The 26,969-nt window shown below is 70.5% G+C and carries 22 protein-coding genes; 16 read left to right on the forward strand and 6 right to left on the reverse strand.

Features of this window, described 5'->3' with window-relative positions; all coding sequences use genetic code 11:
• Window positions 1–23 precede the first annotated feature (23 nt).
• Entirely contained in the window at window positions 24–2,111 is a 2,088-nt protein-coding gene (locus QFZ67_RS29135) for a YhgE/Pip domain-containing protein (protein WP_307664022.1), read from the reverse strand.
• Window positions 2,083–2,979 carry an ATP-binding cassette domain-containing protein gene (locus tag QFZ67_RS29140; RefSeq protein ID WP_307664023.1) on the reverse strand — a complete coding sequence of 299 codons (897 nt, stop codon included), beginning with the start codon at window positions 2,977–2,979 and terminating at the stop codon, window positions 2,083–2,085. The genes QFZ67_RS29135 and QFZ67_RS29140 overlap by 29 nt, the downstream gene beginning before the upstream one ends.
• Before the next feature lie 156 nt (window positions 2,980–3,135).
• Here QFZ67_RS29140 and QFZ67_RS29145 point away from each other — a divergent pair, with 156 nt between their 5' ends.
• From QFZ67_RS29145 to QFZ67_RS29155, 3 genes are all read left to right on the forward strand, one after another.
• A complete protein-coding gene (locus tag QFZ67_RS29145; RefSeq protein WP_307664024.1) occupies window positions 3,136–3,675 on the forward strand; it encodes an SAV_6107 family HEPN domain-containing protein in 540 nt (179 codons plus the stop codon).
• A gap of 120 nt (window positions 3,676–3,795) precedes the next feature.
• Window positions 3,796–4,554 (forward strand): methyltransferase, encoded by a 759-nt coding sequence (locus QFZ67_RS29150; RefSeq protein ID WP_307664025.1) that lies wholly within the window; start codon window positions 3,796–3,798, stop codon window positions 4,552–4,554.
• A 250-nt stretch (window positions 4,555–4,804) separates the two neighbouring features.
• On the forward strand, window positions 4,805–5,203 hold the full coding sequence (locus QFZ67_RS29155) for a DUF3040 domain-containing protein (protein WP_307664026.1): 399 nt from the start codon (window positions 4,805–4,807) through the stop codon (window positions 5,201–5,203).
• Between the two features lie 186 nt (window positions 5,204–5,389).
• Here QFZ67_RS29155 and QFZ67_RS29160 read toward each other — a convergent pair whose 3' ends face one another.
• From QFZ67_RS29160 to QFZ67_RS29175, 4 genes are all read right to left on the reverse strand, one after another.
• Complete coding sequence (locus QFZ67_RS29160) at window positions 5,390–7,843, reverse strand: DUF3488 and transglutaminase-like domain-containing protein (RefSeq protein ID WP_307664027.1); 2,454 nt, start codon at window positions 7,841–7,843, stop codon at window positions 5,390–5,392.
• Window positions 7,840–9,198 (reverse strand): DUF58 domain-containing protein, encoded by a 1,359-nt coding sequence (locus tag QFZ67_RS29165; protein WP_307664029.1) that lies wholly within the window; start codon window positions 9,196–9,198, stop codon window positions 7,840–7,842. The genes QFZ67_RS29160 and QFZ67_RS29165 overlap by 4 nt, the downstream gene beginning before the upstream one ends.
• Complete coding sequence (locus QFZ67_RS29170; protein WP_307664030.1) at window positions 9,198–10,244, reverse strand: MoxR family ATPase; 1,047 nt, start codon at window positions 10,242–10,244, stop codon at window positions 9,198–9,200. The genes QFZ67_RS29165 and QFZ67_RS29170 overlap by 1 nt, the downstream gene beginning before the upstream one ends.
• A gap of 200 nt (window positions 10,245–10,444) precedes the next feature.
• A complete protein-coding gene (locus QFZ67_RS29175; protein WP_307664031.1) occupies window positions 10,445–10,987 on the reverse strand; it encodes a carbonic anhydrase in 543 nt (180 codons plus the stop codon).
• Window positions 10,988–11,313: 326 nt separating this feature from the next.
• On the opposite strand from QFZ67_RS29175, the gene rsmH reads away from it, so the two are divergent.
• The 13 genes from rsmH to QFZ67_RS29240 all read left to right on the forward strand — a co-directional run bounded on the left by rsmH (window position 11,314) and on the right by QFZ67_RS29240 (window position 26,941).
• Window positions 11,314–12,267 (forward strand): 16S rRNA (cytosine(1402)-N(4))-methyltransferase RsmH, encoded by a 954-nt coding sequence (rsmH, locus tag QFZ67_RS29180; protein WP_307664032.1) that lies wholly within the window; start codon window positions 11,314–11,316, stop codon window positions 12,265–12,267.
• The gene (locus tag QFZ67_RS29185; protein ID WP_373430141.1) at window positions 12,264–12,905 is read left to right on the forward strand and encodes a septum formation initiator family protein; all 642 of its coding nucleotides are present in this window, start codon (window positions 12,264–12,266) and stop codon (window positions 12,903–12,905) included. The genes rsmH and QFZ67_RS29185 overlap by 4 nt, the downstream gene beginning before the upstream one ends.
• A gap of 4 nt (window positions 12,906–12,909) precedes the next feature.
• Window positions 12,910–14,841 carry a penicillin-binding protein 2 gene (locus QFZ67_RS29190; RefSeq protein WP_307664033.1) on the forward strand — a complete coding sequence of 644 codons (1,932 nt, stop codon included), beginning with the start codon at window positions 12,910–12,912 and terminating at the stop codon, window positions 14,839–14,841.
• A 16-nt stretch (window positions 14,842–14,857) separates the two neighbouring features.
• Window positions 14,858–16,558, forward strand: coding sequence for a UDP-N-acetylmuramoyl-L-alanyl-D-glutamate--2,6-diaminopimelate ligase (locus QFZ67_RS29195; protein ID WP_307664034.1), 1,701 nt, complete (start codon window positions 14,858–14,860; stop codon window positions 16,556–16,558).
• Window positions 16,558–17,952 carry a UDP-N-acetylmuramoyl-tripeptide--D-alanyl-D-alanine ligase gene (gene murF / locus QFZ67_RS29200; RefSeq protein ID WP_307664035.1) on the forward strand — a complete coding sequence of 465 codons (1,395 nt, stop codon included), beginning with the start codon at window positions 16,558–16,560 and terminating at the stop codon, window positions 17,950–17,952. The genes QFZ67_RS29195 and murF overlap by 1 nt, the downstream gene beginning before the upstream one ends.
• Window positions 17,949–19,019, forward strand: coding sequence for a phospho-N-acetylmuramoyl-pentapeptide-transferase (gene mraY / locus QFZ67_RS29205; RefSeq protein WP_307664036.1), 1,071 nt, complete (start codon window positions 17,949–17,951; stop codon window positions 19,017–19,019). The genes murF and mraY overlap by 4 nt, the downstream gene beginning before the upstream one ends.
• A complete protein-coding gene (murD, locus tag QFZ67_RS29210) occupies window positions 19,001–20,437 on the forward strand; it encodes a UDP-N-acetylmuramoyl-L-alanine--D-glutamate ligase (protein WP_307664037.1) in 1,437 nt (478 codons plus the stop codon). The genes mraY and murD overlap by 19 nt, the downstream gene beginning before the upstream one ends.
• 89 nt (window positions 20,438–20,526) lie before the next feature.
• Complete coding sequence (ftsW, locus tag QFZ67_RS29215; RefSeq protein ID WP_373430142.1) at window positions 20,527–22,029, forward strand: putative lipid II flippase FtsW; 1,503 nt, start codon at window positions 20,527–20,529, stop codon at window positions 22,027–22,029.
• Between the two features lie 6 nt (window positions 22,030–22,035).
• Window positions 22,036–23,130 carry an undecaprenyldiphospho-muramoylpentapeptide beta-N-acetylglucosaminyltransferase gene (gene murG, locus QFZ67_RS29220; RefSeq protein WP_307664038.1) on the forward strand — a complete coding sequence of 365 codons (1,095 nt, stop codon included), beginning with the start codon at window positions 22,036–22,038 and terminating at the stop codon, window positions 23,128–23,130.
• Window positions 23,131–23,145: 15 nt separating this feature from the next.
• Window positions 23,146–23,952 (forward strand): cell division protein FtsQ/DivIB, encoded by an 807-nt coding sequence (locus QFZ67_RS29225; protein ID WP_307664039.1) that lies wholly within the window; start codon window positions 23,146–23,148, stop codon window positions 23,950–23,952.
• Window positions 23,953–24,231: 279 nt separating this feature from the next.
• The gene (ftsZ, locus tag QFZ67_RS29230; protein WP_307664040.1) at window positions 24,232–25,443 is read left to right on the forward strand and encodes a cell division protein FtsZ; all 1,212 of its coding nucleotides are present in this window, start codon (window positions 24,232–24,234) and stop codon (window positions 25,441–25,443) included.
• Window positions 25,440–26,225, forward strand: coding sequence for a peptidoglycan editing factor PgeF (pgeF, locus tag QFZ67_RS29235; RefSeq protein WP_307664041.1), 786 nt, complete (start codon window positions 25,440–25,442; stop codon window positions 26,223–26,225). The genes ftsZ and pgeF overlap by 4 nt, the downstream gene beginning before the upstream one ends.
• A complete protein-coding gene (locus QFZ67_RS29240; RefSeq protein WP_307664042.1) occupies window positions 26,222–26,941 on the forward strand; it encodes a YggS family pyridoxal phosphate-dependent enzyme in 720 nt (239 codons plus the stop codon). Before pgeF ends, QFZ67_RS29240 begins: the two co-directional genes overlap by 4 nt.
• Window positions 26,942–26,969 lie beyond the last annotated feature (28 nt).

Here is a 26,969-nt window from a genome sequence, read left to right on the forward strand (position 1 = left end):
CGATTCTCACAGGTCGGCCCGCCTCACAGACTCAGCTCGGGGTGCAGACGGTCGAGCGTCCACACCTGCTTGCGCCGCGCGGACACGGCGGTGAGCGCGATCGCGCCCGCGGTGAAGGCGATCAGCACCGCGCACGCCTGCCAGACCGGGCCGAGTCCGCCGCCCGTGATGAGCCGGCGCAGCGCCTCGACGACGTAACTCATCGGGAGGAAGGGGTGGATGGCGTTGAAGAACCCTGGGCTGGTCTGGACGGGGTAGGTTCCGCCGGCCGAGGTCAGCTGAAGCATCAGGAGGGCGAGCACGAGGATCCGGCCCGCGGCCCCGAAGCGTGCGTTCAGCCACTGGATGATCGCGGCGAAGCAGCAGGTGACGAGGGCGAGGAAGCCCACCGTCCCGGCCGCGTACGCCATCTTCATGCCGAGGCCCCAATGCAGTACGGACATCAGCGCGGCGACCTGGGCGAGTCCGATCGCGGCGACGGGCAGCCAGCCGGCCACGGCGATCCGCCAGGCGGAGGCGCCGACGGCGAGGGCCCGTCGGCTCAGCGGCTGGATGATCATGTACGCGACCATCGCGCCCACCCAGAGGGAGAGCGGGATGAAGTACGGGGCGAAACCGGTGCCGTAGTTGGGCGCCTTGTGCAGCGACTGGCTGGCCAGCTTGACGGGGTCGGCCATCACCTCGGTGCGGCGGTCGCGGTCCGTCTTGTCGTAGTCAGGGATCTTGTCCACGCCGTCGTTGAGCCCGCCGGCCAGCTCGGTCGAACCGTCGGCGAGCTTGAAGAGGCCGCCATCCAGGCTGTTGGCGCCCTTCTTGAGCTTGCCGACGCCGCTGTCGAGATCGGTCGAGCCGGTCTTGGCGCCGCCCAGGCCGGTGTGCAGTTTGTCCGCGCCCTGAGCGACCTTCTTGGCACCCGAGTTGAGCTCGTTGATCTTTGCGACGGCGTACTCCAGGTCCTCGTCCAGGCGCGGTGACCGCTTGGCGAGGTCTGTCGCCTGCCGCTGCAGCGTGGCGAGATGGCCGTCCAGCGTCTTCAGACTGCCGTTGTTGTCCTTGATCAGGGCATTGACGTCGTCGGCGACCTTGGCGACATCGGCCGCCGTGTCCTTGGCGGTCTTGAGGTCGGAGCAGAGGGCCGGGTCGGGCAGCACGGCGTCCTCGCAGCGCGCCTTGTAGATGCTGCTCAGCTTGTCGGCCGACTTGTGGGCGAGGGCCGCGCGGCCGGGCGCCGTCTTCACGAGGATGCCGAGGTTGCGGCGTACCGCCTGGGACGAATCGGCGACCAGGCGGGCCGTGTCGCCGATCGTCGTGCCGTTGTCCTTGAGGTACGGACGGACGTCGGCGGCGATCTTGTTGACCTTGTCGGCGAGCGCCTGGGTGCCGTCGGCGACCTTCTGCGAGCCGGTCTCGAGGTCGCCCGCGCCCTTGTTCAGCTTGGTCAGGCCGCCGGCCAGCCTGCCGCTGCCGTCCTTGGCGTCCTTCAGGCCGTCAGCGAGGTCCTTGGAGCCCTCCTTCGCCTTGCCGACCCCGTCCTTGAGCTTGTCGGCGCCCTTTGCGGCCTTCTCGGTCGCGTCATGGATGTCGGAGAAGGAGATGAAGATCCGGTCCAGGAAGGTGCGGGAGGTGTTGGTCGACGCGGCCGTGCGCACCTCCGAGAAGACCGTCCGCGAGATCTGACCGACGATGTAGTTGTTGGCGTCGTTCGTACGGACCTGAAGGGCGCCGGTCTCGGGGGAGTTGCCCGAGCTGGACGCGATGCGCTCGCTGAAGTCCTTCGGCATGGTCAGCGAGAGGTAGTACGCACCGTCCTCGACGCCCTTGCGGGCATCGGCGGCGCTCACCTCGTGCCATTCGAAGACCTTGCTCTCGCGCAGGCCCTTGGTGATCTCGTCGCCGGCGGCGATCTTCTTGCCGGCGGCGGTGGCTCCCTTGTCGTCGTTGACGAGGGCGACGGGGATCTTGTTGAGCTGTCCGTACGGGTCCCAGAAGGACCACAGGTACAGCGCGCCGTAGAGCAGCGGCAGCAGCAGGACCGCGACGAGTGCGGCGCGCGGCAGCTTCCCCCTGCCGAACCGCTTCAGCTCAAGCGCGGCGAGTTTCGGCGATCGCATCGGCCGTCCCCTCCTCGTCGTCGGTGGTGCTTTCGGTGGTGTCTTCGGTCGACTCGGTGTTGTCGGCCGTGCCGGTGTTCTCGGCCGTCTCGGTGCTTTCGGCCGTGCCGGTGTTCTCGGCCGTCTCGGTTTCTTCAGCTGTGCTGGTGCTTTCGACTGTGCTGGTGTTTTCGACCGTGATCGTGCGGATGGCGGTCCTGCCCTCGGGCGCCTGGCTGCACACGGCGAGCACCGTTGTGCCGGCCTCGGCGACGGAGCGCAGCAGCTGCCAGGCCTCGGCCCGGTCGACGTCGGAGAGCTTGAGGTCGGTGTCGTCGACCGCGAGCAGGCCGGGGCGGCCGATCAGCGCGAGGGCGACGTACAGGCGCAGCGCCTCCAGCCGCTCCAGATCGCGCACGGAAGTGCGTTCCTGCTTGGGGAGTGCGGCCACGTCTAGTCCGGCTGCCTCGAGTGCTGTGTCGATACGGCTCCGGGCCGCGGCGATCCTCTCGGCGCGCGGGCGCAGCAGGGCGCGCAGCGAGCCGTCGAAACGGCGCTGCAGCCAGGCCCGTTCGCGCAGATGTTCGGCAACGGTCAGCGCCGGGTCGAGCTCGCTGACCCCAGGCACCGGCCCGAGCGCGCTGATCCTGCGTACGGCCGCCATCTTGCGCGGCAGCGGCAGACCGCCGACCTCGGCACTGCCCTCGGTGGGGCGCATCCGGCCGGTGAGCGCGAGCAGCAGGCAGGTGCGGCCGGAACCGGACGGGCCCTCGATCGCGACGAGTGAGCCGGGTTCCGCCTTGATGCTCACCGAGCGGAACGCCCAGCCGCGCGGGCCCTTGAGCCCCAAGTCCTCGGCGGTTACGGCCGCCCCGTGCGGGCTGTCCACGAACCCTCCCCCATTTTTGTACTGACCGGTCAGTGCAAAAATACCCCCGAACCTGTGATCGAAGCAAAGGCGCAGGTCAGAGCCGATTGTCAGTGGTGCCCTTCACGATGGACACATACGGCCACAGTGCCGTCACACGACGACAGGAGGTTCGTCATGGCCAGCTCCTACGCAGCAGCCGCACACCGGCGCCGCGCCACCGGCCCTGCCCCCTCACTGACCGGACCGGCGAACGACGTGCACCCCGTCCTGCGGCGGGCCTCGGCACCGCCCGCCGCCCTCGACCTGCTCGCCCAGGCCCGTACGGGACTGGACGAGGCCGCCGCTCTCGAAACACCGAACGAGCAGTACGCCACCGCCCATCTGGCCGCCCTGCGCACCGCGGCCGCGGTGCTGGCCGCCCGCGGTCGCCCGGAGACCGGCGCACGCCGCAGGCAGAGGATCCGAAGCGCCTGGGAAGTCCTGCCTGAGATCGCGCCCGAACTGACCGAATGGAGCGCCCTGTTCGCCTCGGGCGCCCGGCGCAGGGCGCGCGCGGAGGCGGGCATACAGGGCGCGGCGAGCCGCCGCGACGCCGACGATCTGCTGCGCGACGCGGCCATGTTCCTGCGCCTGGTCGAGCGGCTGCTGGTGCTCCAGCCGGTGCTGCCACAGCCGAGGGGCGAGCAACCGGAGACGGGGGGCGCCGCAGGGTGAGGCGCAGGGCAGCCGCCGGCGGTGAGAAGACGGAGGGCTGGGGCGCCCGGCGGAGGCAATAGGGTGGACTGCATCTTCAAGGTATTCAACGTATTCGCACCGTCCGAGGAGTCAACTGCCGTGTCGGACCTGATGCGCCCCCGCGCCTCCCTCCGTACCGCCGTGGTCTGGGACGTCCTCAAGGACGCCCTCGACCGCCGGGTCAAGGCAACCGGGACGGACGCCCTGGACGTCCTCGACACCGGAGGCGGCAGCGGCTACTTCGCGGTGCCCGTCGCCCAGCTCGGGCACCGCGTCACCGTGGTCGACCCCAGCCCGAACGCACTCTTCGCGCTGGAGCGCCGGGCCGCCGAGGCCGGTGTGGCCGACCGGGTCCGCGGGGTCCAGGGCGACATCCACGGCCTGTTCGACGTCGCGGAGCGCGACGGGTACGACGTGGTGCTGTGCCACGGCGTCCTGGAGTACGTGGACGACCCCGCCGAGGGCGTACGCAACGCGGTGGACGCGCTCCGTCCGGCCGGTGCCATCAGCCTGCTCGCCGCCGGGCTCGGCGGGGCCGTCCTGGCCAGGGCGCTGGCCGGGCACTTCGCCGAGGCCCGCCACGCGCTCACCGACCCCGCGGGCCGCTGGGGCGACGGCGACCCGGTGCCGCGCCGCTTCACCGCCGAGCAGCTCACCGAACTCGTCGCCGAGGCCGGTGTCGAGGTGGGTGCCGTGCACGGCGTAAGGGTCTTCGCCGACCTGGTCCCGGGCGTCCTGGTGGACACCGAGCCCGGCGCGCTGGACGCGCTGCTCAAGCTGGAGGCGGCGGCGGCCGAGCTGCCCGCCTTCCACTCCGTCGCGACTCAGCTGCACGTTCTGGGCGAGAAGCGGGGCTGATCAGCGGCGCAGCCGCACATGGAGTACGCCACAGACCCCCCGATCGTGGGCTTCGCCCCGTATGATCGGAGGACACCATCCGGCATGACGGATCGGAGGTTGGGGAATCTACGCCTCAGCACCTAAGCCGCCATGGCGGCCCGGACTGGCGAATTGGCGTAGAGGGCGGGTTTCACGGGGGCGATTCCCTGCCTATCCTGAAAGGGCCGCTTACCGGTCGCCCCCCGCGGCCGACAACTAGGAGGACTCCGTGCCGCTCTCGGAGCACGAGCAGCGAATGCTCGAGCAAATGGAGCGAGCGCTGTACGCCGAAGATCCCAAGTTCGCGACAGCGCTTGAGGGAAGCGGGCTGCGTACATACACCCGGCGACGGGTCTACCAGGCAGTCGTCGGCTTCCTGGTGGGTATCGCGCTCCTCATGGCTGGAATGGTCGCGCAGCAGATCTGGATCAGCGTGGTGGGATTCCTCGTCATGCTGGGCTGTGCGGTGCTCGCGGTCACCGGATGGCGCAAAGCGCCCAAACCGGGTGAGCAGCAGGCCGTGGGGGACACGGCAGCTCCCGCCGGCCGCCATCCCCGTCGACGCAGGTCGATGATGGACCGGATCGAGCAGCGGTGGCAGCGCCGCCGCGATGAACAGGGCCACTGAACCGCCTAATCAAAACGTGCTGAAAACGGTGAGGGGCGACGCTCAAGAGCGTCGCCCCTCACCGTTTCTCGTACTGCGCCTCGAGGTCTCGCACAGCACCTCTCGTACAGCACCTGAGTTCTCGTACGGCAACTCGAGCGGGAGTCGGGCCGGGCTCGCGCCCGGCCCGCTGCGGTCAGCCCCGCGTCAGCCCCGCTGCCGGGATGCGCGGCGCAGGATTCCCGACCACCGGCCGGCCGCCCACTGGCTGCCAGACCACCGGTCAAGACGCCACCTGCGCACGCCCCACCGGTCCGTGACGGCCGCCCAGCGCGCCGACAGGGCCCACACCACTCGGACGGTGGAGCGGGGCGCGAGCAGGGCCCACAGCCGCGTACCGCGGCCCACTGCGGCCCCGAGCCCGGCCCGGATCTCCTCGGCGTCATCCGCCAGCCCCGTGCCCGGCCGCGGCTGAGGCGCATACAGCACCTGCTCCACCGCACTGGCCACCCGGTGCACTGCGTCGGCCGCCTCGCCCTCCAGCTGTCCCAGCCGGACGATGCGGGCAGCGGCCTTGCGCGGCGTCTGCGATTCGTCGGGCAGGATGCCGTGGTCCCACGCCGTATCGGAGATCTCCTGCCAGGCCGCCAGCGTCCGGTTCGCCGCGTCCTCGGACGTGCGCCCGCTGGAGCCGAGGCGTCGTGCGCGCACCCTGATCCGCCACAGCATCGGCAGCAGCGGCACCAGCACCACCGCCACGACGGCCAGGCTCACACCCAGCACGGTCCCCAGCGGGGTCCCGGGGTCGGTCGGCGGCAGGATCTCCTGCGGAGCGGCCGCTCCGCACTCGCCGAGCTGCTTTGCCTGCTGCGCCGGGCAGGTGTCCGACACCGAAGGCGCGGCCGACGGCGTCGCCGCAGCGCTGGTCTCGGGCTGGGTCGGGTTGGTCGCCCCGCCGGACGGTGACTCCGGGCGCGTGTAGTCGGGCGCGGAGCCCCGGCTCGGGGTCGGCTCGAACCGCGTCCACCCCACGCCCTCGAAGTACAGCTCCGGCCAGGCGTGCGCCTCGCGCAGTCCGACCGACACGGTGCCGTCCGCCCGCGGGGAGCCCGGGGTGAAGCCCACCGCGACCCGCGCCGGTATGCCCAGCGTCCTGGCCATCGCGGCCATCGAGAACGAGAAGTGGACGCAGAAGCCTTCTTTCTCCCTCAGGAAGCGGGAGATCGCGTTGACGCCCGTGCCCGACTGCACCTGGGTGTCGTAGCGGAAGCCGCCCTCGATCGCGAACCAGTCCTGGAGCTTGACCGCCCGCTCGTAGTCGTTCGTGGCGCCCCTGGTCACCGCCTTCGCGGTGTTTCTGACCACGTCGGGAAGCGCATCGGGAACCCGGGTGTACTCGCGCAGCAGCTTGGAGGGCGGGGTGGGCGCGCTTGCCAGCTGATCCGGCGTCGGCTTCACCAGCAGGCTGGTGACGGAGTACTGCGCGCCACGGGTGTCCTGACCACGGTCACCCACCAGGGTCCGGCCGGCGGGCTCGTAGCGCCAGCGTCCGTTGATCTTTACCTGCGTCGCCGGGTAGGGGAGCGGCAGCCAGCTCTGCTTGTACGAGCCCGCGGCCGAGATGTTCGTCTTGATCTCGGTGACGCCTACGGACGTGCTCAGGCCGTCCGGCTGCGGAAGCCGGTCCGGCACGTCCTTGACCTTGCGCTCCGAGGACTTCCACGCAGTCCCGTCGAACTGGTCCAGCGCGACGATCCGCAGATAGAGGTCTTTGGTCTCCGTCGCGTTGGTGCGATACCGGATGACCTCGCGGTCCTCCGGCTGGTTGAGGCTGTCCTGCAGCGAGACCAGCGGGTTCACCGCGGAGATGGTGCCGCCGCCGGAGCCCGGGCCGTCCCCGCTGCCCGTGCTCTCCAGCAGACCGCCGTCCAGTGCGGGCAGGGCCGCCGGGACCACGAGGGCGACGCCCAGCGCGAGCGCGCCGATCCGGCGGCCCGTACGGACCGGTGCCAGGGCATTGCCGCCCGCCGAGTCGAGCCCGGCGGGGCTGCGTCCCTGCCCGGGTGCGGCACCGCCGAAGACGCGGCCCCACTGGGAGAGCCGGTCCCGGCCCTCGGCCAGCAGGAGCAGCAGATATCCGGAGGCCGCGAGCAGGAACCACATCCAGCTCGCGCCGCCGGACAGGCCCGCGGCCACCGAGTACAGCGCGAGCAGCGGCAGCCCGGCCGGGGCGGCACTGCGGAACGTCACCGCGAGCGCGTCCACCGCCAGGCCGATCAGCAGCACCCCGCCGATCACCATGAGCCTGATGCCGTCGGTCGCCGGCGCCGGGATCGCGTACCGCCCGACGTCCTCGCCACCGGCGTTCAGCAACGTCCCGAACTGCTGGAACACGTCGGGACCCGGCAGCACGCCGAGAATCGCCTGGCTGCGGGCGAAGACCACGGTGAGCAGCAGCAGCGTGACGAGCGCCTGCACCGTCACCGTCAGCGGCCTGGCCAGCGGCACCCGCCGGGCAAGCGCCCCCACCCCGCTCTGGATCGCCAGCAGGAACGCCGCCTGCACCATCCAGCTCGCCGGATCGACCAGCGGCAGCATCGCGCCCGCCGCCATCAGGGTGGCGGCGAAGGCACAGAGAGCCAGCCGTCCGCGACCGCTCATGACCAACCCCCAGAGAAACCGTTCGTACCGCTGCCGGACGACTCGCTGCGCTGCCGGCCCGCCTGCTGCCACAGGTCGGAGAGCGGCGTCCCGGGCGACACGGACAGGGCCGTCCAGCCCGCCTCGCGCAGCAGCCTCAGCCGGTCGTCGACCGCGCCGGCCACCGCGCCGCTCGTCACCCAGGTCCCGCTGTCCAGGACGAAGGCGACGGCCGCGCCGCTGCGCTGCCGCATGCGGGCGGCCAGGGCCGCCTGCTCCTCGTCCAGATCGCCGAAGAAGGCGACCAGCAGCCCTTCGTTCCCGCCGCGCAGCACGTCGTACGAGCGCGAGAGCCCGGCCCCGTCGGAGTGGTCGACGACCGCGAGCGTGTCCATCATCAGACCCGCGGAGTCCGCGGACTCCTGGGTGGACCCGGCGAAGCCGTCGGCGCCCTCACTGGGCACCGAGCTTCCGGTGTCCGTCAACAGCCGGACCGCGAAGCCCCGTTCCAGCATGTGCACCAGGGCCGAGGCCGCGCCCGACACCGCCCACTCGAAGGCCGAGTCGGGACCCGCACCCTGAAAGGCGATCCGCCGGGTGTCGAGCAGCACCGTGCACCTGGCCCGCTGCGGCTGCTCCTCGCGGCGCACCATCAGCTCGCCGTAGCGCGCGGTGGAGCGCCAGTGCACCCGGCGCAGATCGTCGCCGTAGCGGTAGCTGCGCGGGATTATGTCGTCGTCGCCCGCCAGCGCCAGCGAGCGCTGCCGCCCGTCGCCGTACCCCGAGGCCTCGCCCGCCAGCCTCACCGCAGGCAGCGCCTCGGTCCGCGGAATGACGGTGAGGGTGTCGTACGCGCTGAAGGAGCGGGTCAGTTCGCACATCCCGAACGGGTCGCTCAGCCGCAGCTGCAGCGGCCCGAGCGGATAGCGCCCGCGCAGATCCGAACGGACCCGGTAGGACACCTCGCGCCGGCCGCCCGCCTCCACCCTGTCCAGCACGAACCGGGGCCGCGGCCCCAGCACGTACGGCACATGGTCCTGGAGCATCAGCAGCCCGGTGGGCAGCCGCGAGACGTTGTCCATGCGCAGGTGGACCCGCGCCTCGGATCCCGCAGGCACCCGCGAGGGCGAGAGCCGCCGGCTGCCCGCGACCCGGTAGCGGGTGCGGTACAGCACGGCCACACAGACCAGCGGCAGCACGGCCAGCAGCAGCCCGACGCGAAGCAGGTCGCCCTGCCCGAGGACATACGCGCACAACGCCGCCGCCACGCCGGCCGCGAAGAAGGAACGCCCGCGTGTGGTGAGCCCGCCCAGGGCCGCCCGCAGGCCGCTCGCGTCCTTGCCTTCCGCGGCGGCGGGGCCCCCAGCCGACGACATCACAGCCGCCGGGCGCCGGGCTGCTGGCCGTAGAGCGGCGCCTGGGCCGGCCGGCCCGGGACATAGACGCTGTCGGAGCCGCCGGCCGTGGGCACCGGGGTGCGCTGCATGATCTCCAGCACGACCTGCTCCGCCGTACGCCGGTTCAACTGGGCCTGCGCGGTGGGCAGCAGCCGGTGCGCGAGCACCTGCACGGCCAGTGCCTGGACATCGTCCGGCAGGGCGTAGTCACGGCCGCTGAGCGCCGCCGAGGCCTTCGCGGCACGCAGCAGATGCAGCGTGGCGCGCGGCGATGCGCCCAGTCTCAGGTCCGCGTGGCTGCGGGTGGCCGCCACCAGCTCCACGGCGTACCGCCGAACGGAGTCGGCGACATGGACCGTACGCACGGCGTCGATCAGTTTCACGATGTCGTGGGCGTGGGCAACCGGCTGCAGATCGTCGAGTGGCGAGACCCCGCCGTGCACATCGAGCATCTGCAGCTCGGCGTCCGCGCTGGGGTAGCCGATCGAAACCCGCGCCATGAAGCGGTCCCGCTGCGCCTCCGGCAGCGGATAGGTGCCCTCCATCTCCACCGGGTTCTGGGTGGCCACCACCATGAAGGGGCTTGGCAGTTCGTAAGTATTCCCGTCAATGGTGACCTGGCGCTCCTCCATCGACTCCAGCAGCGCCGACTGCGTCTTGGGCGACGCGCGGTTGATCTCGTCGCCGATCACGATCTGGGCGAAGATCGCGCCCGGTTTGAACTCGAAGTCGCGCCGCTGCTGGTCGAAGATCGACACACCGGTGATGTCGGACGGCAGCAGATCCGGCGTGAACTGGATACGCCGCACCGAACAGTCGATGGACCGCGCCAGCGCCTTGGCCAGCATTGTCTTGCCCACGCCCGGCACATCTTCGATCAGCAGATGCCCCTCGGCGAGCAGCACTGTCAGCGAAAGCCGTACGACCTCAGGCTTGCCCTCGATCACACCCTCCACCGACCTGCGGACACGCTCCGCTGTGGTGGTCAGATCTGTGAGGCTCGCTCGATCGTCATAGGTCGTCACCCGGCCCTCCTCGGCCCGTTCTACGGGCCGATGCTCTTCAGACGGCCCGGCCCACCCCGAAACACGGACACCGTCTCCGGAAGCTTCCGGAAGGGTGCCACACACGCATTCTTGTTGCCGTTACCGGGTCGTGTCACTCGCCTGTGGATAAGTGGGTGCGATTTGTCGGTGTTGCCCTGCTTTATCCGGTGTGCGAGCGGTCACGCAGCGGGGTCGATCTCCCGCAGCAGCCCCTCCGTCACATCGAACACAAAGCCCCGGACGTCATCGGTGTGCGGCAGGAACGGTGAGGTGCGCACCCGCTGCATGGACTGCCGTACGTCCTGATCGACATCCCGGAACGCCTCCACCGCCCACGGCGGCCGCTGTCCCACCTCGTCCTCCAGCTCGTGCCGGAAGTCCTCGGTCAGACTCTCCAGACCACAGTTGGTGTGGTGGATGAGTATGACGCTGCGGGTGCCAAGCGCCCGCTGGCTGATGGTCAGCGAGCGGATCACATCGTCCGTGACCACACCGCCGGCGTTCCGGATCGTGTGACAGTCGCCCAGCTCCAGCCCGAGCGCGTCGTGCAGGTCGAGCCGGGCGTCCATGCAGGCGACCACGGCCACCTGCAGCACGGGGCGGGCGTCCATCCCCGGATCCTGGAAGCCGGCGGCGTAGCGCAGGTTCGCCTCGACGAGACGATCAGTGACCGTCCCGCTGGAACGCACTGCGTCGGCAGAGTGGTGCGCGGAAGTCGACATGAGGATGACGGTAATGGGCACAGCCAGGTGAAGCCCGCTGTGAGGGGGGACAAAGAACGTCAATGAGCCTTGTTGTGACCTAACCCACAGGCGTGATCGGTCGCGTCCGTACGAGTGAAGTGTCCGCTCCGGCGGCCCGTCCCCGCACCCCCCGCGCCACGCGACAGCCGGTTGATTGACCGCCAGGACGCGTGGACTAAAGTGACGCGCAGTTCACGGACACTTCCCGCACATCCTGTAATTTTCGATGTTTCCCCGCGTGTGGCGGCGTACCTGCGGGCGGGGACCCGGCAGTACGTACCCCCGCGCCGGACCTGAGAGGGCGCATGAGCCAGACCCGACACGTCCCGGTGATGCTCCAGCGGTGCCTGGACCTGTTGGCCCCGGCGCTGGACCGGCCGGGCGCGGTGGTCGTCGACTGCACCCTGGGCCTCGGCGGACACAGCGAGGCTCTGCTCACTCAGTTCCCCGAGGTACGCCTGGTCGCACTCGACCGGGACAAGGAAGCGCTGCGGCTGTCCGGCGAACGGCTCGCCCCCTTCGGCGACCGGGCCACCCTGGTGCACGCCGTCTACGACGAGCTCCCCCAGGTCCTCGAGCGCCTGAAGATCCCCCGAGTGCAGGGCATCCTGTTCGACCTCGGCGTCTCCTCCATGCAGCTCGACGAGGCGGACCGCGGATTCGCGTACGCCCAGGACGCCCCGCTCGACATGCGCATGGACCAGACGACCGGCGTCAGCGCGGCCGAGGTCCTCAACACCTACCCGCCCGGCGAGCTGGTCCGGATCCTGCGCATGTACGGCGAGGAGAAGCAGGCCAAGCGGATCGTCTCCGCCGTCGTACGGGAACGGGAGAAGGAACCCTTCAGCAACAGCGCCCGGCTCGTCGAGCTGATCCGCGACGCCCTGCCGCAGGCCGCCAAGCGCACCGGCGGCAACCCCGCCAAGCGCACCTTCCAGGCGCTGCGCATCGAGGTCAACGGCGAGCTGACCGTCCTGGAGCACGCCATCCCGGCCGCGGTCGGCACGCTCGCCGTCGGCGGCCGCATCGCCGTCCTGTCGTACCACTCCCTCGAGGACCGGCTCGTCAAGCAGGTCTTCGCGGCCGGCGCGGGCAACACGGCCCCGCCCGGCCTGCCGGTCGTCCCCGAGGAGTACCAGCCGCGGCTCAAACTGCTGACCCGCGGGGCCGAGCTGCCGACCGAGGAAGAGGTCGCCCAGAACCGCCGCGCGGCGCCCGCGCGGCTCAGGGGAGCGCAGCGCATCCGGGAGGACGTGTGAGCGCAGCGGCCAAGCAGCTGAAGGGGCGGGCCGCGCGGCTCGCCGGGCTGATGCCATCGAGGCCGAGCACAGCGGCCCGCACCCCCTTCGTCCTGCTGGTCGTGGTGCTCCTCGGCGGCGGGCTGATCACGCTCCTGCTGCTGAACTCCGCGCTCAACCAAGGCTCGTTCAAGCTGAGTGAGCTCAAGCGGAAGACCACCGAACTCACCGACGAGCAGCAGGCGCTGCAGCGGGACGTGGACAGCTACTCCGCCCCCGACGCACTGGAGCGGCGGGCCCGCGAGCTCGGCATGGTGCCCGGCGGCAGCCCCGCCTTCCTCGACCCGGACGGCACGGTCCGCGGCGTGCCCCGCCGGGCCACCGGGCAGCCGGTCCCGGTCCCGTCACCCATGAAGATCCAGGACCCGGTCACCCCGCCCCCGGCCCCTTCGCCATCGCCATCGTCGTCCCTCGCCCCCACCCCGTCGCCCCCGGCCACCACGCCCCCTGCCGCCACGCCTCCGGCCACCCCGCCGTCCGCCGCGCCGCAGTCACAGCAGTCCTCGCCCGCCCGCAAGCCCGCGCCGTCCACGCCCACCGGGGCGGCCAAGCCGTCGAGCCCGCCCGCGAAGCCGACCCCGACGACCACCGGCAGGTGACGCAGTGCCCCACAAGCAACCCCCGCGCCGCCGGGTGCCAGGACCTTCCCGGCGGCCGCCCGCCCGAACCGCGCCCCGCCGCCCGCGACCCGGCCCGCGCGCCATCAGGCTCGGCAGCCCCCGCCCCCGGCTGCGCCTGGTCAGCCTCGGCCTGACCCTGGTGATGCTGGCCTTCGTCGTACGCCTCCTTCAGGTGCAGGCCGTAGACGCGAGCGCGTACGCCGCCAAGGCGGAGAAGAACCGCTACCTCAGCCACAAGCTCACCGCGGAGCGCGGCGAGATCACCGACCGGGCCGGCATCGCCCTGGCCACCAGCGTCGACGCGCACGACATCACCGCCGACCCGGCGCTGTTCACGCCGAAGGAGAGCAAGGCTCCCGACGCGCCGGAACAGGCTGCCGCGCTGCTCGCCCCGATCCTCGGCAAGGACGCCGCCGAACTCGCCAAGAAGCTCAAGACGCCCAAGTCCCGCTACACCGTGCTGGCCCGCCGCCAGACCCCGCAGGTCTGGAACCAGATCAAGGACCTCAAGGGCGTCTTCGCCGCCAAGGCCGCGGCCGACAAGCGCAAGGGCGGCCCCGGCGCCAATGTGCTGCTCGGCGTCTTCCAGGAGCCGAGCAGCAAACGCGTCTACCCCAACGGCGATCTCGCCGCCGGGATACTGGGCTTCGTCAACGCCGACGGCCGCGGAGGCGGCGGTGTGGAGTCCATGCTCGACAAGGCCCTCGCCGGCCAGGACGGGCAGATCACCTACGCCCAGTCCGGTGGCCGCCGCGTCCCCACCGCGGGCTCCCGCGAGGTCCCCGCCGTCCCCGGCTCCGACATCGAGCTGACCATCGACCGGGACATCCAGTGGGCGGCCCAGCAGGCCATCAGCGACCAGGTGAGGAAGTCCAAGGCCGACCGCGGCTACGTGATAGTGCAGAACACCCATACCGGCGAGGTCCTCGCCATGGCCAACGCGCCGGGCTTCGACCCCAACGACCTCACCCAGGCCAACTCGGCCGCCATGGGCAACGCCGCACTCCAGGACGCGTACGAACCGGGCTCCACCGCCAAGGTGATGTCCATGGCCGCCGTGCTGGAGGAGAAGGCCGCCACGCCCGGCACCCACGTCGTCGTCCCCAACCGGCTGCACCGCGGCGACCGGCTGTTCAAGGACGACATCGACCACCCCACCTGGTACCTCACGCTCAACGGCGTACTGGCCAAGTCCAGCAACCTCGGCACCATCCTGGCGACCGGCCAGCTCGGCAAGACGCAGCCCGAGGCCAACGCGGTGCTCCACTCCTACCTGCGCAAGTTCGGCATCGGCAGCCCGACCGGCATCGGTTATCCGGGCGAGACGCCCGGCATCCTCGCCAATCCGCAGGACTGGTCCACCTCGCAGCAGTACACGATCCCCTTCGGCCAGGGCCTCTCCCTCAACGCCGTGCAGGCGGCCTCGGTCTACTCGACGATCGCCAACGACGGCGTACGCATCGAGCCCACCCTGATCCGCGGCACCAAGGGTCCCGACGGCCGTTTCACACCCGCGCCCGCCCCCGAGAAGACGCGCGTCGTCAGCAAGCAGACCGCCAGGACGCTGGCCACCATGCTGGAGTCGGTCGTCGACGACCAGGAGGGCACCGGCACCAAGGCCCGTATCCCCGGCTACCGCGTCGCGGGCAAGACCGGCACGGCCAACCGCGTCGACCCGAAACTGGGCCGCTACAGGGGCTACACCGCCTCCTTCGCCGGCTTCGCGCCTGCCGACAAGCCACAGATCACCGTCTACTGCGCTATCCAGAACCCGACCAAAGGCAGCTACTTCGGCGGCCAGATCTGCGGGCCGATCTACCGGAAGGTCATGGAGTTCGCCCTGAAGACCGTCCAGGCCGCCCCGACCGGCGCCGATCCCGCCCGGCTGCCCGTCACCTTCAAACCCGGCCAGTGACCCGGAGGAACCACCAGTGACAACGATCACTTCCGATTCCGGGAACCGGCCGGTCCACGGCAGTGCCCGGAGCCCCTCACTTCGCCCCGGGCCGGGTGCGCCCGGTACGCTCACCGCCGTGTCACATGCTGATCAGTACCGAACCGCCCAGCAGGACGCCCCCGCGAAACAGCCGGGAGCGCCCCGTCCGGACCGGCCCCGCCCGACATCACTCGGGGAGCTGGCCGCCCGGCTGGGTGCGAAGGATCCCAGTCCCGACGGGGTCACTGGTGAGGTCACCGGCATCACCCACGACTCGCGGGCGGTACGCCCCGGTGACGTGTACGCCGCCCTGCCCGGCGCCCGCCTCCACGGCGCCGATTTCGTCGCGCAGGCCGCGGACCTCGGGGCGGCCGCGATCCTCACCGACCCGACGGGCGCCGAGCGCGCCGCGGCGACCGGCCTGCCGGTCCTGGTCACCGAGAACCCGCGCGGCCGCATGGGCGAGCTCGCCGCCGAGATCTACGGCCAGCCCGGCGATGCCCTGCTCCAGATCGGCATCACCGGCACCTCCGGCAAGACCACGTCGGCGTACCTCGTCGAAGGCGGGCTGAAGGCGGCGGGCCGCAGCACCGGTCTGATCGGCACGGTCGAGATGCGGATCGGCGACGAGCGCATCAAGTCCGAGCGCACCACCCCCGAAGCCACCGACCTCCAGGCCCTGTTCGCCGTCATGCGCGAGCGCGGCGTCGAGGCGGTCGCCATGGAGGTCTCCAGCCACGCCCTCGTGCTGGGGCGGGTCGACGGCTGCGTCTTCGACGTCGCCGTCTTCAACAACCTCAGCCCCGAGCACATGGAATTCCACTCCGGCATGGAGGACTACTTCCAGGCGAAGGCGCAGCTGTTCACGCCGAAGCGCAGCAGGCTCGGGGTCGTCAACTTCGACGACGAGTACGGTCGCAGGCTCCTCAAGGAGGCGTCCGTCCCGGTCACCAGCTTCTCCGCCGAGGGCCACCCGGATGCCGACTGGCGGGCCGAGGAGGTCGAAGTCGGCTCGCACGGCTCCACATTCACCGCGGTCGGCCCCGGTGGCGAGCGGATCCGCGCCGAGGCCCCGCTGCCCGGCCCGTTCAACGTCGCCAACACCCTGGCCGCCATCGTCACCCTCGCCGTTGCCGGGATCGACCCGCAGACCGCCGCCGACGGCATTGCCGCCGTCCCCGGCGTACCGGGCCGCCTGGAGCGCGTCGAGGCGGGCCAGCCGTATCTCGCCGTCGTCGATTACGCGCACAAGACGGACGCCGTCGAATCGGTCCTGCGTTCCCTGCGCAAGGTCACCGAGGGCAAGGTGCACATCGTCCTCGGCTGCGGCGGCGACCGGGATGTGACCAAGCGCGGCCCGATGGGCGCCGCCGCCGCCCGCCTCGCCGACACCGCCGTACTGACCTCCGACAACCCCCGCTCCGAGGACCCCCTCGCGATCCTCGCCGCGATGCTCGCCGGGGCCGCCGAGGTGCCGATCCACGAGCGCGGCGACGTCCTGGTCGAAGCCGACCGGGCCGCGGCCATCGCGGCGGCCGTCGCCCGCGCCCAGCCGGGCGACACCGTGCTGATCGCCGGCAAGGGCCATGAGCAGGGCCAGGACATCGCCGGCGTGGTCCGCCCCTTCGACGACCGCGAGGTCCTGCGCGCCGCCATCGAGAACGCTGCAATCCATAAAGACAGTGGGATGAAGTAGTGATCGCCCTCTCCCTCGCCGAGATCGCCGAAATCGTCGGCGGGCAGTCGTACGACATACCGGATCCGGCCGTGCGGGTCACCGGCCCCGTCGTCATCGACTCCCGCGCGGTGCGGCCTGGCAGTCTCTTCGCCGCCTTCGCCGGCGAGCACGTCGACGGCCACGACTACGCCGAGCGCGCTGTGGCGGCGGGTGCGGCAGCTGTGCTGGCCACCCGCCCCGTCGGCGTACCCGCGATCGTCGTGCCCGACGTCACCGCCGCGCTCGGCGCCCTCGCACGCTCCGTCGTCGAACGCCTCGGCACCACCGCGATCGCGCTCACCGGCTCCTCCGGCAAGACCAGCACCAAGGACCTCATCGCCCAGGTCCTGGAGCGCAAGGGCCCCACGGTCTACCCGGCGGGCAATCTGAACAACGAGATCGGCCTGCCGCTGACCGCGCTGCGCGCCGCCGAGGACACCCAACACCTCGTCCTCGAGATGGGCGCCCGCTACATCGGCGACATCCGCTACCTCACCGGCCTCGTCCCGCCGAAGGTCGGCCTCGTACTGAACGTCGGCACCGCCCACATCGGCGAGTTCGGCGGCCGCGAGCAGATCGCCGAGGCCAAGGGCGAGATCGTGGAGTGTCTGCCGAAGGACGGCGTGGCCGTCCTCAACGCCGACGACCCTCTCGTACGCGCCATGGCGACCCGCACCAAGGCCCGGGTCGTCCTCTTCGGAGAGGCCGCGGACGCCGACGTACGCGCCGAGAATGTCCGGCTCACCCAACTAGGACAGCCCTCCTTCACGCTCCAAACCCCCACCGGGTGCAGTGACGTGACCATGCGGCTGTACGGTGAGCACCACGTGTCGAACGCGCTCGCCGCGGCCGCCGTCGCCCATGAGCTGGGCATGTCCGTCGACGAGATCGCCCTCGCGCTCTCCGAGGCGGGCACCCTCTCCCGCTGGCGCATGGAGGTCACCGAGCGTCCGGACGGCGTGACGATCGTCAATGACGCCTACAACGCGAACCCCGAGTCCATGCGAGCCGCCCTTCGTGCGCTCGCGGCCATGGGCAAAGGGCGCCGTACGTGGGCGGTGCTCGGCCAGATGGCCGAGCTCGGCGACGAAGCGCTCGCCGAGCACGACGCGGTCGGGCGGCTCGCCGTCCGGCTCAACGTCAGCAAGCTCGTCGCAGTCGGGGGCAGGGAAGCGTCCTGGTTGCAACTGGGCGCATATAACGAGGGTTCGTGGGGTGAGGAGTCGGTGCACGTGTCCGACGCGCAGGCGGCGGTCGACCTGTTGCGCAGTGAACTGCGTCCGGGAGACGTCGTGCTGGTGAAGGCTTCCAGATCGGTCGGTCTGGAGCGGGTCGCACAGGCGCTTCTCGAGGGTGAGGGTGCCGTCCGATGAGGCAGATCCTCTTCGCGGGAGCCATCGGGCTCTTCCTGACCCTGGTCGGCACCCCGCTGCTGATCAAACTCCTGGCCCGCAAGGGATACGGGCAGTTCATCCGGGACGACGGCCCGCGCAGCCACGGCAGCAAGAAGGGCACGCCCACCATGGGCGGCATCTCCTTCATCCTGGCCACGCTGATCGCGTACGCCCTCGCCAAGGTGATCACCGGGGAGGACCCGACATTCTCGGGTGTACTGGTGCTCTTCCTGATGGCGGGCATGGGCCTGGTCGGCTTCCTGGACGACTACATCAAGATCGTCAAGCAGCGCTCGCTCGGTCTGCGGGCCAAGGCCAAGATGGCCGGACAGCTGATCGTCGGCATCGCCTTCGCCGTGCTGTCACTGCAGTTCGCCGACAGCCGCCACCAGACCCCCGCCTCCACCAAGCTGTCGTTCATCACGGACTTCGGCTGGTCGATCGGCCCGGTGATCTTCGTCGTCTGGGCGCTGTTCATGATTCTGGCGATGTCCAACGGCGTGAATCTGACGGACGGTCTGGACGGCCTGGCCACCGGCGCTTCGGTGATGGTCTTCGGTGCGTACACCTTCATCGGGCTCTGGCAGTTCCAGGAGTCCTGCGCCAATGCGGTGACGCTGACCAACCCCAACGCCTGCTTCGAAGTACGAGATCCGCTCGATCTGGCTGTCGTCGCCTCCGCCCTGATGGGCTCCTGCTTCGGCTTCCTGTGGTGGAACACCTCGCCCGCCAAGATCTTCATGGGCGACACCGGTTCGCTCGCCCTCGGTGGCGCGCTCGCGGGCCTGGCCATCTGCTCCCGTACGGAGCTCCTGCTGGCCCTTCTCGGCGGACTCTTCGTCCTGATCACCATGTCCGTGGTCATCCAGGTCGGCTCCTTCAAGATGACCGGCAAGCGGGTCTTCAGGATGGCGCCGCTCCAGCACCACTTCGAACTCAAGGGGTGGTCCGAAGTCCTTGTGGTGGTCCGCTTCTGGATCATCCAGGGCATGTGCGTCATCGTGGGTCTGGGCCTCTTCTACGCGGGATGGGCAGCCGACAAGTGAGCACCTGGCAGGGCAAGAAGGTCACCGTCGCGGGTCTGGGCGTGAGCGGCATCCCCGCCGCCCGGGTACTGCACGGCCTCGGCGCCGTCGTCACGGTCGTCAACGACGGGGACGACGAGCGCTCCCGTGCGCAGGCGGCCGAGCTGGAGGCGGAGGGAATCACCGTCCGCCTCGGCGACGGTGCGACCTTGCCCGCCGGGACCGAGCTCATCGTCACCACGCCCGGCTGGAAGCCGGACAAGCCGCTCTTCGCGGCCGCCGCCGAGGCGGGCGTCCCGGTATGGGGCGACGTCGAACTGGCGTGGCGGCTGCGGGGACGGGACGGTCGAAAAGCAGCGCCGTGGCTCGCGGTCACCGGTACCAACGGCAAGACCACGACCGTACGGATGCTCGCCTCGATCCTCGAGGCCGCGGGCCTGCGCACGGCGGCCGTCGGCAACATCGGCGTCTCGCTGCTCGACGCGGTCCTCGGTGACGAGACGTACGACGTACTCGCCGTCGAGCTCTCCAGCTACCAGCTGCACTGGGCGCCTTCGCTGCGCGCCCACTCCGCCGCCGTGCTCAACATCGCGCCCGACCACCTCGACTGGCACGGCTCCATGGAGGCGTACGCCGCCGACAAGGGCCGGATCTACGAGGGCAACACCGTCGCCTGCGTCTACAACGTCGCCGACAAGGCGACCGAGGACCTGGTGCGCGATGCGGACGTCGAGGAGGGCTGCCGGGCGATCGGCTTCACCCTCGGCACGCCCGGGCCCTCCCAGGTCGGAGTCGTCGAGGGGATCCTGGTCGACCGCGCCTTCGTGGACAACCGGCAGAAGCAGGCCCAGGAGCTCGCCGAGGTCGCGGACGTCAACCCGCCGGCTCCGCACAACATCGCCAACGCGCTCGCGGCCGCGGCGCTGGCCCGTGCGTACGGCGTCGCGCCCGCCGCCGTACGCGACGGACTGCGCGCCTTCCGCCCCGACCCGCACCGCATCGAGAAGGTCGCCGACGTCGCCGGTGTCGCGTACATCGACGACTCCAAGGCCACCAACACCCATGCCGCGGAGGCGTCCCTGGCGGCCTACGATCCGATCGTGTGGATCGCCGGCGGCCTGGCCAAGGGCGCGACCTTCGACGAACTTGTCGAGAAGTCGGCAAAGCACCTGCGCGGTGTCGTACTGATCGGCGCGGACCGCGCGCTGATCCGCGAAGCCCTGGTGCGACACGCCCCCGAGGTCCCGGTCGTCGACCTCGAGCGGACAGACACTGGGGCGATGTCGGCGGCGGTCCTGGAAGCAGCGCGGCTGGCCCGGCCGGGGGACACGGTGCTGCTGGCCCCGGCCTGCGCCTCGATGGACATGTTTGCCAACTACAACAAGCGAGGCGAGGCGTTCGCGGACGCGGTCCGCGCACTCGCCGCCGAGCCCGCCTGACCGCCGCGGCCCCCGTGCCGCGCCGAGCCTCCCGGGGCCGCCCGGGATTCCGGCGGCCGCACCAGGCACGACTGGAGGGGACAGCGACCATGCCGGCCGACGACACCGCCCCCGCGGCTGAGGGCTTCGCCCCCGGACACCCAGTCCTCAATCGCTGGACGGGCCGGATTTTCCAGCCCCTCCGGCGATTGAGGAGCGGGGTCTGGGGAGGAGCCCCAGTCGGGCTCGAGCCCGCTCTCGCAGGCCAGGTGCCGGCCCACGCCGGGCTCGCGCTGCGCAGCCGGGCCGGGGGAGCCGTGCGACGGCCGCCCGTCGCCCGTGGCGCCCGCGGGCCCAGCGATCCGCGGCCGCCCCGGGGAAGCGGCGTACGACGGCTGTACGAGCAGGCGCGCCGGGCCTGGGACCGCCCACTGACCGGCTACTACCTGATCCTCGGCAGCAGCCTGCTGATCACCGTGCTCGGGCTGGTGATGGTCTACTCCGCCTCGATGATCAAGGCGCTCGAGCTGTCGCTCCCGGCCTCGTACTTCTTCCGCAAGCAGTTCCTCGCCGCCGTCCTCGGCACCGGACTGCTGCTGCTCGCGTCCCGGATGCCTGTCAAGCTCCACCGGGCGCTGGCCTACCCGCTCCTGATGGGCACCGTCTTTCTGATGGTGCTCGTCCAGATCCCCGGGATAGGGCATGCGGTCAACGGCAACCAGAACTGGATCTACCTCGGCGGACCGTTCCAGCTCCAGCCCAGTGAGTTCGGCAAGCTGGCGCTGATCCTGTGGGGCGCCGACCTGCTCGCCCGTAAACAGGACAAGCGGCTGCTGACCCAGTGGAAGCACATGCTGGTGCCGCTGGTCCCGGTCGCCTTTCTGCTGCTCGGCCTGATCATGCTCGGCGGCGACATGGGTACGGCGATCATCCTCACCGCGATCCTCTTCGGACTGTTGTGGCTGGCCGGAGCACCCACCCGGCTGTTCGCGGGGGTGCTGGCCGTCGCCGCTCTCGTCGGGATCATGCTCATCAAGACAAACGAGAACCGGATGTCCCGGCTCTTCTGCGTCGGCGCGATCGACCTCGGCCCCCAGGGCGAGTGCTGGCAGGCTGTCCACGGCATCTATGCTCTTGCCTCCGGCGGATGGTTCGGTTCCGGTCTCGGTGCAAGTGTGGAAAAATGGGGGCAACTCCCAGAACCCCACACCGATTTCATCTTCGCCATCGCGGGGGAGGAACTGGGGCTGGCGGGGACGCTGTCGGTGCTCGCTCTCTTCGCGGCTCTAGGCTATGCGGGTATCCGCGTGGCCGGACGCACGGAGGACCCCTTCGTGAGGTATGCCGCGGGAGGCGTGACCACCTGGATCACGGCCCAGGCCGTGGTCAACATTGGTGCGGTGCTCGGTCTGCTGCCGATCGCCGGTGTCCCGCTCCCGCTGTTCTCCTACGGAGGATCGGCCCTGCTGCCGACCATGTTCGCGGTCGGGCTGCTGATCGCCTTCGCGCGAGAGGATCCCGCCGCGAAGGCGGCCCTGGCCATGCGGAGGCCCGGGGTGAGATGGAAGACGATGAGGCGGCGCGTCAAGAAGCGTCCGTCCGGAGAGCGGTGAATTTCGGTGCATGTCGTACTCGCCGGTGGGGGGACCGCCGGCCACATCGAGCCCGCGCTCGCCCTCGCGGACGCCCTGCGCAGGCAGGACCCGGCCGTGGGAATCACGGCCCTGGGCACGGAGAAGGGACTCGAGACCAGGCTCGTGCCCGAGCGCGGCTACGATCTGGCGCTCATCCCCGCCGTCCCGCTGCCGCGCAAGCCCACCCCTGAGCTGATCACCGTCCCCGGGCGGCTGCGCGGCACCATCAAGGCCGCCGAGCAGATCCTGGAGCGTACGAAGGCGGACTGTGTCGTCGGCTTCGGCGGCTATGTCGCGCTGCCCGGCTATCTGGCCGCCAAGCGGCTCGGGGTGCCCATCGTGGTCCACGAGGCCAACGCGCGCCCCGGCCTGGCCAACAAGATCGGCTCGCGGTACGCCGCGGGCGTGGCCGTCGCCACGCCGGACAGCAAGCTGCGCAATTCCCGCTACATCGGCATCCCGCTGCGCCACACGATCGCCACCCTCGACCGCGCACGGGTACGCCCCGAGGCCCGTGCCGCCTTCGGCCTGGACCCCAACCTGCCGACGCTGCTGGTCTCCGGCGGCTCGCAGGGCGCCCGCCGCCTCAACGAGGTGATCCAGCAGATCGCGCCGGTGCTTCAGCGCTCCGGTATCCAGATCCTGCACGCGGTCGGCCCGAAGAACGAACTGCCGCGCGTGGACAACATGCCCGGTATGCCGCCGTACATCCCGGTACCGTACGTGGACCGGATGGACCTCGCGTACGCAGCGGCCGACATGATGCTCTGCCGCGCGGGCGCGATGACCGTCGCCGAACTCTCCGCCGTGGGGCTGCCCGCCGCGTACGTACCGCTGCCGATCGGCAACGGCGAACAGCGGCTGAACGCCCAGCCGGTGGTGAAGGCCGGCGGCGGACTGCTGGTCGACGACGCCGAACTGACCCCCGAGTGGGTCCAGGGCAATGTCCTTCCGGTGCTCGCCGATCCGCACCGGCTGTACGAGATGTCCCGTGCCGCCGCCGAGTTCGGCCGCAGGGACGCCGACGACCTGCTCGTCGGCATGGTGTACGAGGCGATCGCTGCACGCCGCCAGGCGTAAGAAGGGCAGGGGAGCGTGGCCGGACCGACCACCGCCGAACGCGGGGCAGGCAAGTCCCCCGGCGGGAGCGCGGGGTCGGCCCGCCCGCCCCGCCAGGGCGCCCCGGCCCGTCGGCTGCGCCTCCCCGGCCGCCGAGCGCTGCTGATCGCCGCTGCCGCGATCCTGCTCATCGCGAGCGGAATCTGGGTGCTTTACGGCTCCTCGTGGCTGCGCGCGGAGCGCGTCACGACATCGGGCACCGAGGTTCTGACACCGGACGAAGTGACGTCCGCGGCCGCTGTCCCGATCGGTGCGCCGCTGATTTCCGTCGATACGGACGCCATTGAGGCCCGTCTCAGGCATAAGCTGCCCCGTATCGACTCGGTGGATGTCGTTCGGTCATGGCCGCGCGGGATCGATCTCAAAGTGACCGAGCGAAAGCCCGTGCTGCTTATCGAAAAGGGCGCAAAGTTCATCGAAGTGGACGCGAAGGGCGTCCGGTTCGCCACGGTGGACGAGGCTCCCAAGGCTGTTCCGCTGCTCGAATTGACAGTGGATCAGTCCCCGAGTCTGCGCCGTTTCGGCGCGGACCGACTCCTTGCCGAGGCGGTACGCGTCCGGGGCGAACTCCCCGGAGAAGTCGTCGCGGACACAAGAGCCCTCACGGTCCACTCATACGACTACATCACCGTGGAGTTGAGCCGGGACCGGACGGTTGTCTGGGGCAGCTCGGAGGACGGCGAGGCGAAGGCGCGCGCTCTCACCGCACTGATGAAAGCCGCGCCGAAGGCCCGGTACTTCGATGTAAGTGCGCCCACCGCCCCTGCCTCGTCAAGGAGTTGACGCCCAAATGTGCTGGCCAGCACCCTGGTTGGTCAGCGCAACGGCTGATCACATAGGGTGAAAAGAAAAACGGGAGGTTCGGCGTGTTCGTTGAACGTGCGCCACTTGTCGACTTAGTGTCCTGTTCGGAAGAGTCCAGCGAACAGACACACTGGTAACCCTAAACTTCAACGTTAGGGTTTGGGTCGGCGTTTCGGACCGTCCCATCGGCATCCGTCGTCGCAGCGCGGCAACCAACGCGAAGCGACGACACGTAACTCGAGGCGAGAGGCCTTCGACGTGGCAGCACCGCAGAACTACCTCGCAGTCATCAAGGTCATCGGTGTCGGCGGCGGTGGTGTCAATGCCATCAACCGAATGATCGAGGTCGGTCTCAAGGGCGTCGAGTTCATCGCGATCAACACTGATGCGCAAGCCCTGTTGATGAGCGACGCCGACGTCAAGCTCGACGTCGGTCGTGAACTCACCCGCGGCCTGGGGGCCGGAGCCAACCCCGCAGTCGGTCGCAAGGCGGCAGAGGACCACCGTGAGGAGATCGAGGAGGTCCTCAAGGGGGCCGACATGGTCTTCGTCACCGCCGGCGAAGGCGGCGGCACCGGAACCGGCGGCGCACCCGTCGTCGCCAACATCGCGCGCACGCTGGGCGCCCTCACGATCGGCGTGGTCACCCGCCCGTTCACCTTCGAGGGCCGCCGCCGCGCCAACCAGGCGGAGGACGGCATCGCTGAGCTCCGTGAAGAGGTCGACACCCTCATCGTGATCCCGAACGACCGCCTGCTTTCCATCTCGGACCGCCAGGTGAGCGTGCTGGACGCCTTCAAGTCCGCGGACCAGGTGCTGCTGTCGGGTGTCCAGGGCATCACCGACCTGATCACCACCCCCGGCCTGATCAACCTCGACTTCGCCGACGTCAAGTCCGTGATGTCCGAGGCGGGATCGGCGCTCATGGGCATCGGCTCGGCCCGCGGCGACGACCGCGCGGTGGCCGCCGCCGAGATGGCGATCTCCTCGCCGCTGCTGGAGGCCTCCATCGACGGCGCCCGTGGGGTGCTGCTCTCCATCTCCGGCGGCTCGGACCTCGGTCTCTTCGAGATCAACGAGGCGGCCCAGCTGGTGAGCGAGGCGGCCCACCCCGAGGCCAACATCATCTTCGGCGCGGTCATCGACGACGCCCTGGGCGACGAGGTACGGGTCACGGTCATCGCGGCCGGCTTCGACGGCGGACAGCCGCCGACTCGCCGGGAGACGGTTCTCGGCTCCAGCGCGAGCAAGCGCGAGGAGACGCCGGCCGCTGGGTCCCGCTCCACGGAGGCCTCGCGTTCGTCCGGCCTCGGCACGGTGCCGACCCGCGATGAGCCCTCGGGCCCGGCCGAGCCCGTTCCGGTCGCGAACGACCTGAACTCCCCGGCCTCCGGACACGCGGTGCCGCCGGCCCGTCCGTACCAGGACAGCCAGGCCGAAGAGCTGGATGTCCCGGACTTCTTGAAGTGACAGTGCAGCACGACGCGATACACGAGAGCGGCGCGCACTTCGCCTTCACCGACCGGTGGGGCGGGGTGAGCGCCGTTCCGTACGAGGAGCTCAACCTCGGCGGAGCGGTCGGCGACGACCCCGGGGCTGTACTGACCAACCGCGCGATCGCCGCAAAGGAACTCGGGCTCGACCCGGACGAGGTCGTCTGGATGAACCAGGTCCACGGCAAGGATGTCGCCGAGGTCGACGGGCCCTGGGGCTACGGGCCGGTACCGGCCGTGGACGGTGTGGCCACCGCGCGGCGGGGGCTCGCCCTCGCCGTACTGACCGCGGACTGCACCCCCGTACTGCTGGCCGATCCGGTCGCGGGCGTGGTGGCCGCCGCGCACGCGGGCCGTCCCGGAATGGTCGCGGGGATCGTGCCCGCGACCGTCGAGGCGATGAAGTCGCTGGGCGCGGAACCGGACCGGATCATCGCCCGTACCGGACCCGCCGTCTGCGGACGCTGCTACGAAGTCCCCGAGCAGATGCGGTCAGAAGTGGCCGCGGCCGAACCGGCGGCCTGGTCCGAGACCAGCTGGGGCACCCCGGCCGTCGACGTCACCGCCGCAGTCCACGCCCAGCTCGAAGCGCTCGGGGTACGGGACCGGCAGCGTTCGCCGGTGTGCACACTGGAATCGCGGGACCACTACTCGTACCGCCGCGACCGCACCACTGGGCGGCTCGCCGGATATGTCTGGCTGGCTGCGCCTTCCCCGGGGGCAACCCCCGGACCCCCCGCAGGAGAGACCCGAGCATGACGGACCGCAGAACCGAACTCGCCGACAGTCTGACGGCAGTGGAGGAACGTATCGCCTCTGCCTGCGCGGCCGCCGGCCGCAAGCGGGAAGAGGTGACTCTCATCGTGGTCACCAAGACCTATCCGGCGAGTGATGTGCGTCTGCTCCATGAACTCGGTGTGCGTCATGTGGCCGAGAACCGTGATCAGGACGCTGCGCCGAAGGCCGCAGCCTGCTCGGATCTGGACCTCCGCTGGCACTTCGTCGGACAGTTGCAGACCAACAAGGTCCGTTCCGTGGCGAGTTATGCCGACATCGTGCAATCTGTCGACAGGCTCAAGCTCGTCAACTCGCTGTCCGCCGCCGCGGTTCGCGCGGAGCGCGAGCTGGGCTGCCTGATCCAGGTGGCGCTGGACGCGGAGTCGGGCGAGCGGGGGGAGCGCGGCGGCGTCGCGCCGGACGGAATCGATGAGTTGGCCGCCGCGATCGACGGCGCACCGGGACTGCGGCTGGACGGTCTGATGACTGTCGCGCCGCTCGCCGGACCGTACGCGGGACGGCAACAGGCGGCGTTCGAGCGGCTGATGGAATTGTCATCCAGCCTGCGCGCCGGGCATCCGGCTGCGAACATGGTGTCAGCAGGGATGAGTGCGGACCTCGAACAAGCAGTGGCGGCCGGAGCGACACATGTGCGCGTCGGCACTGCGGTACTCGGAGTCCGACCCCGGCTCGGGTAACGTCGCGAAGCAAGTCGGACCACAGCAG

Source organism: Streptomyces sp. V1I1, assembly GCF_030817355.1.
Classification (GTDB): domain Bacteria; phylum Actinomycetota; class Actinomycetes; order Streptomycetales; family Streptomycetaceae; genus Streptomyces.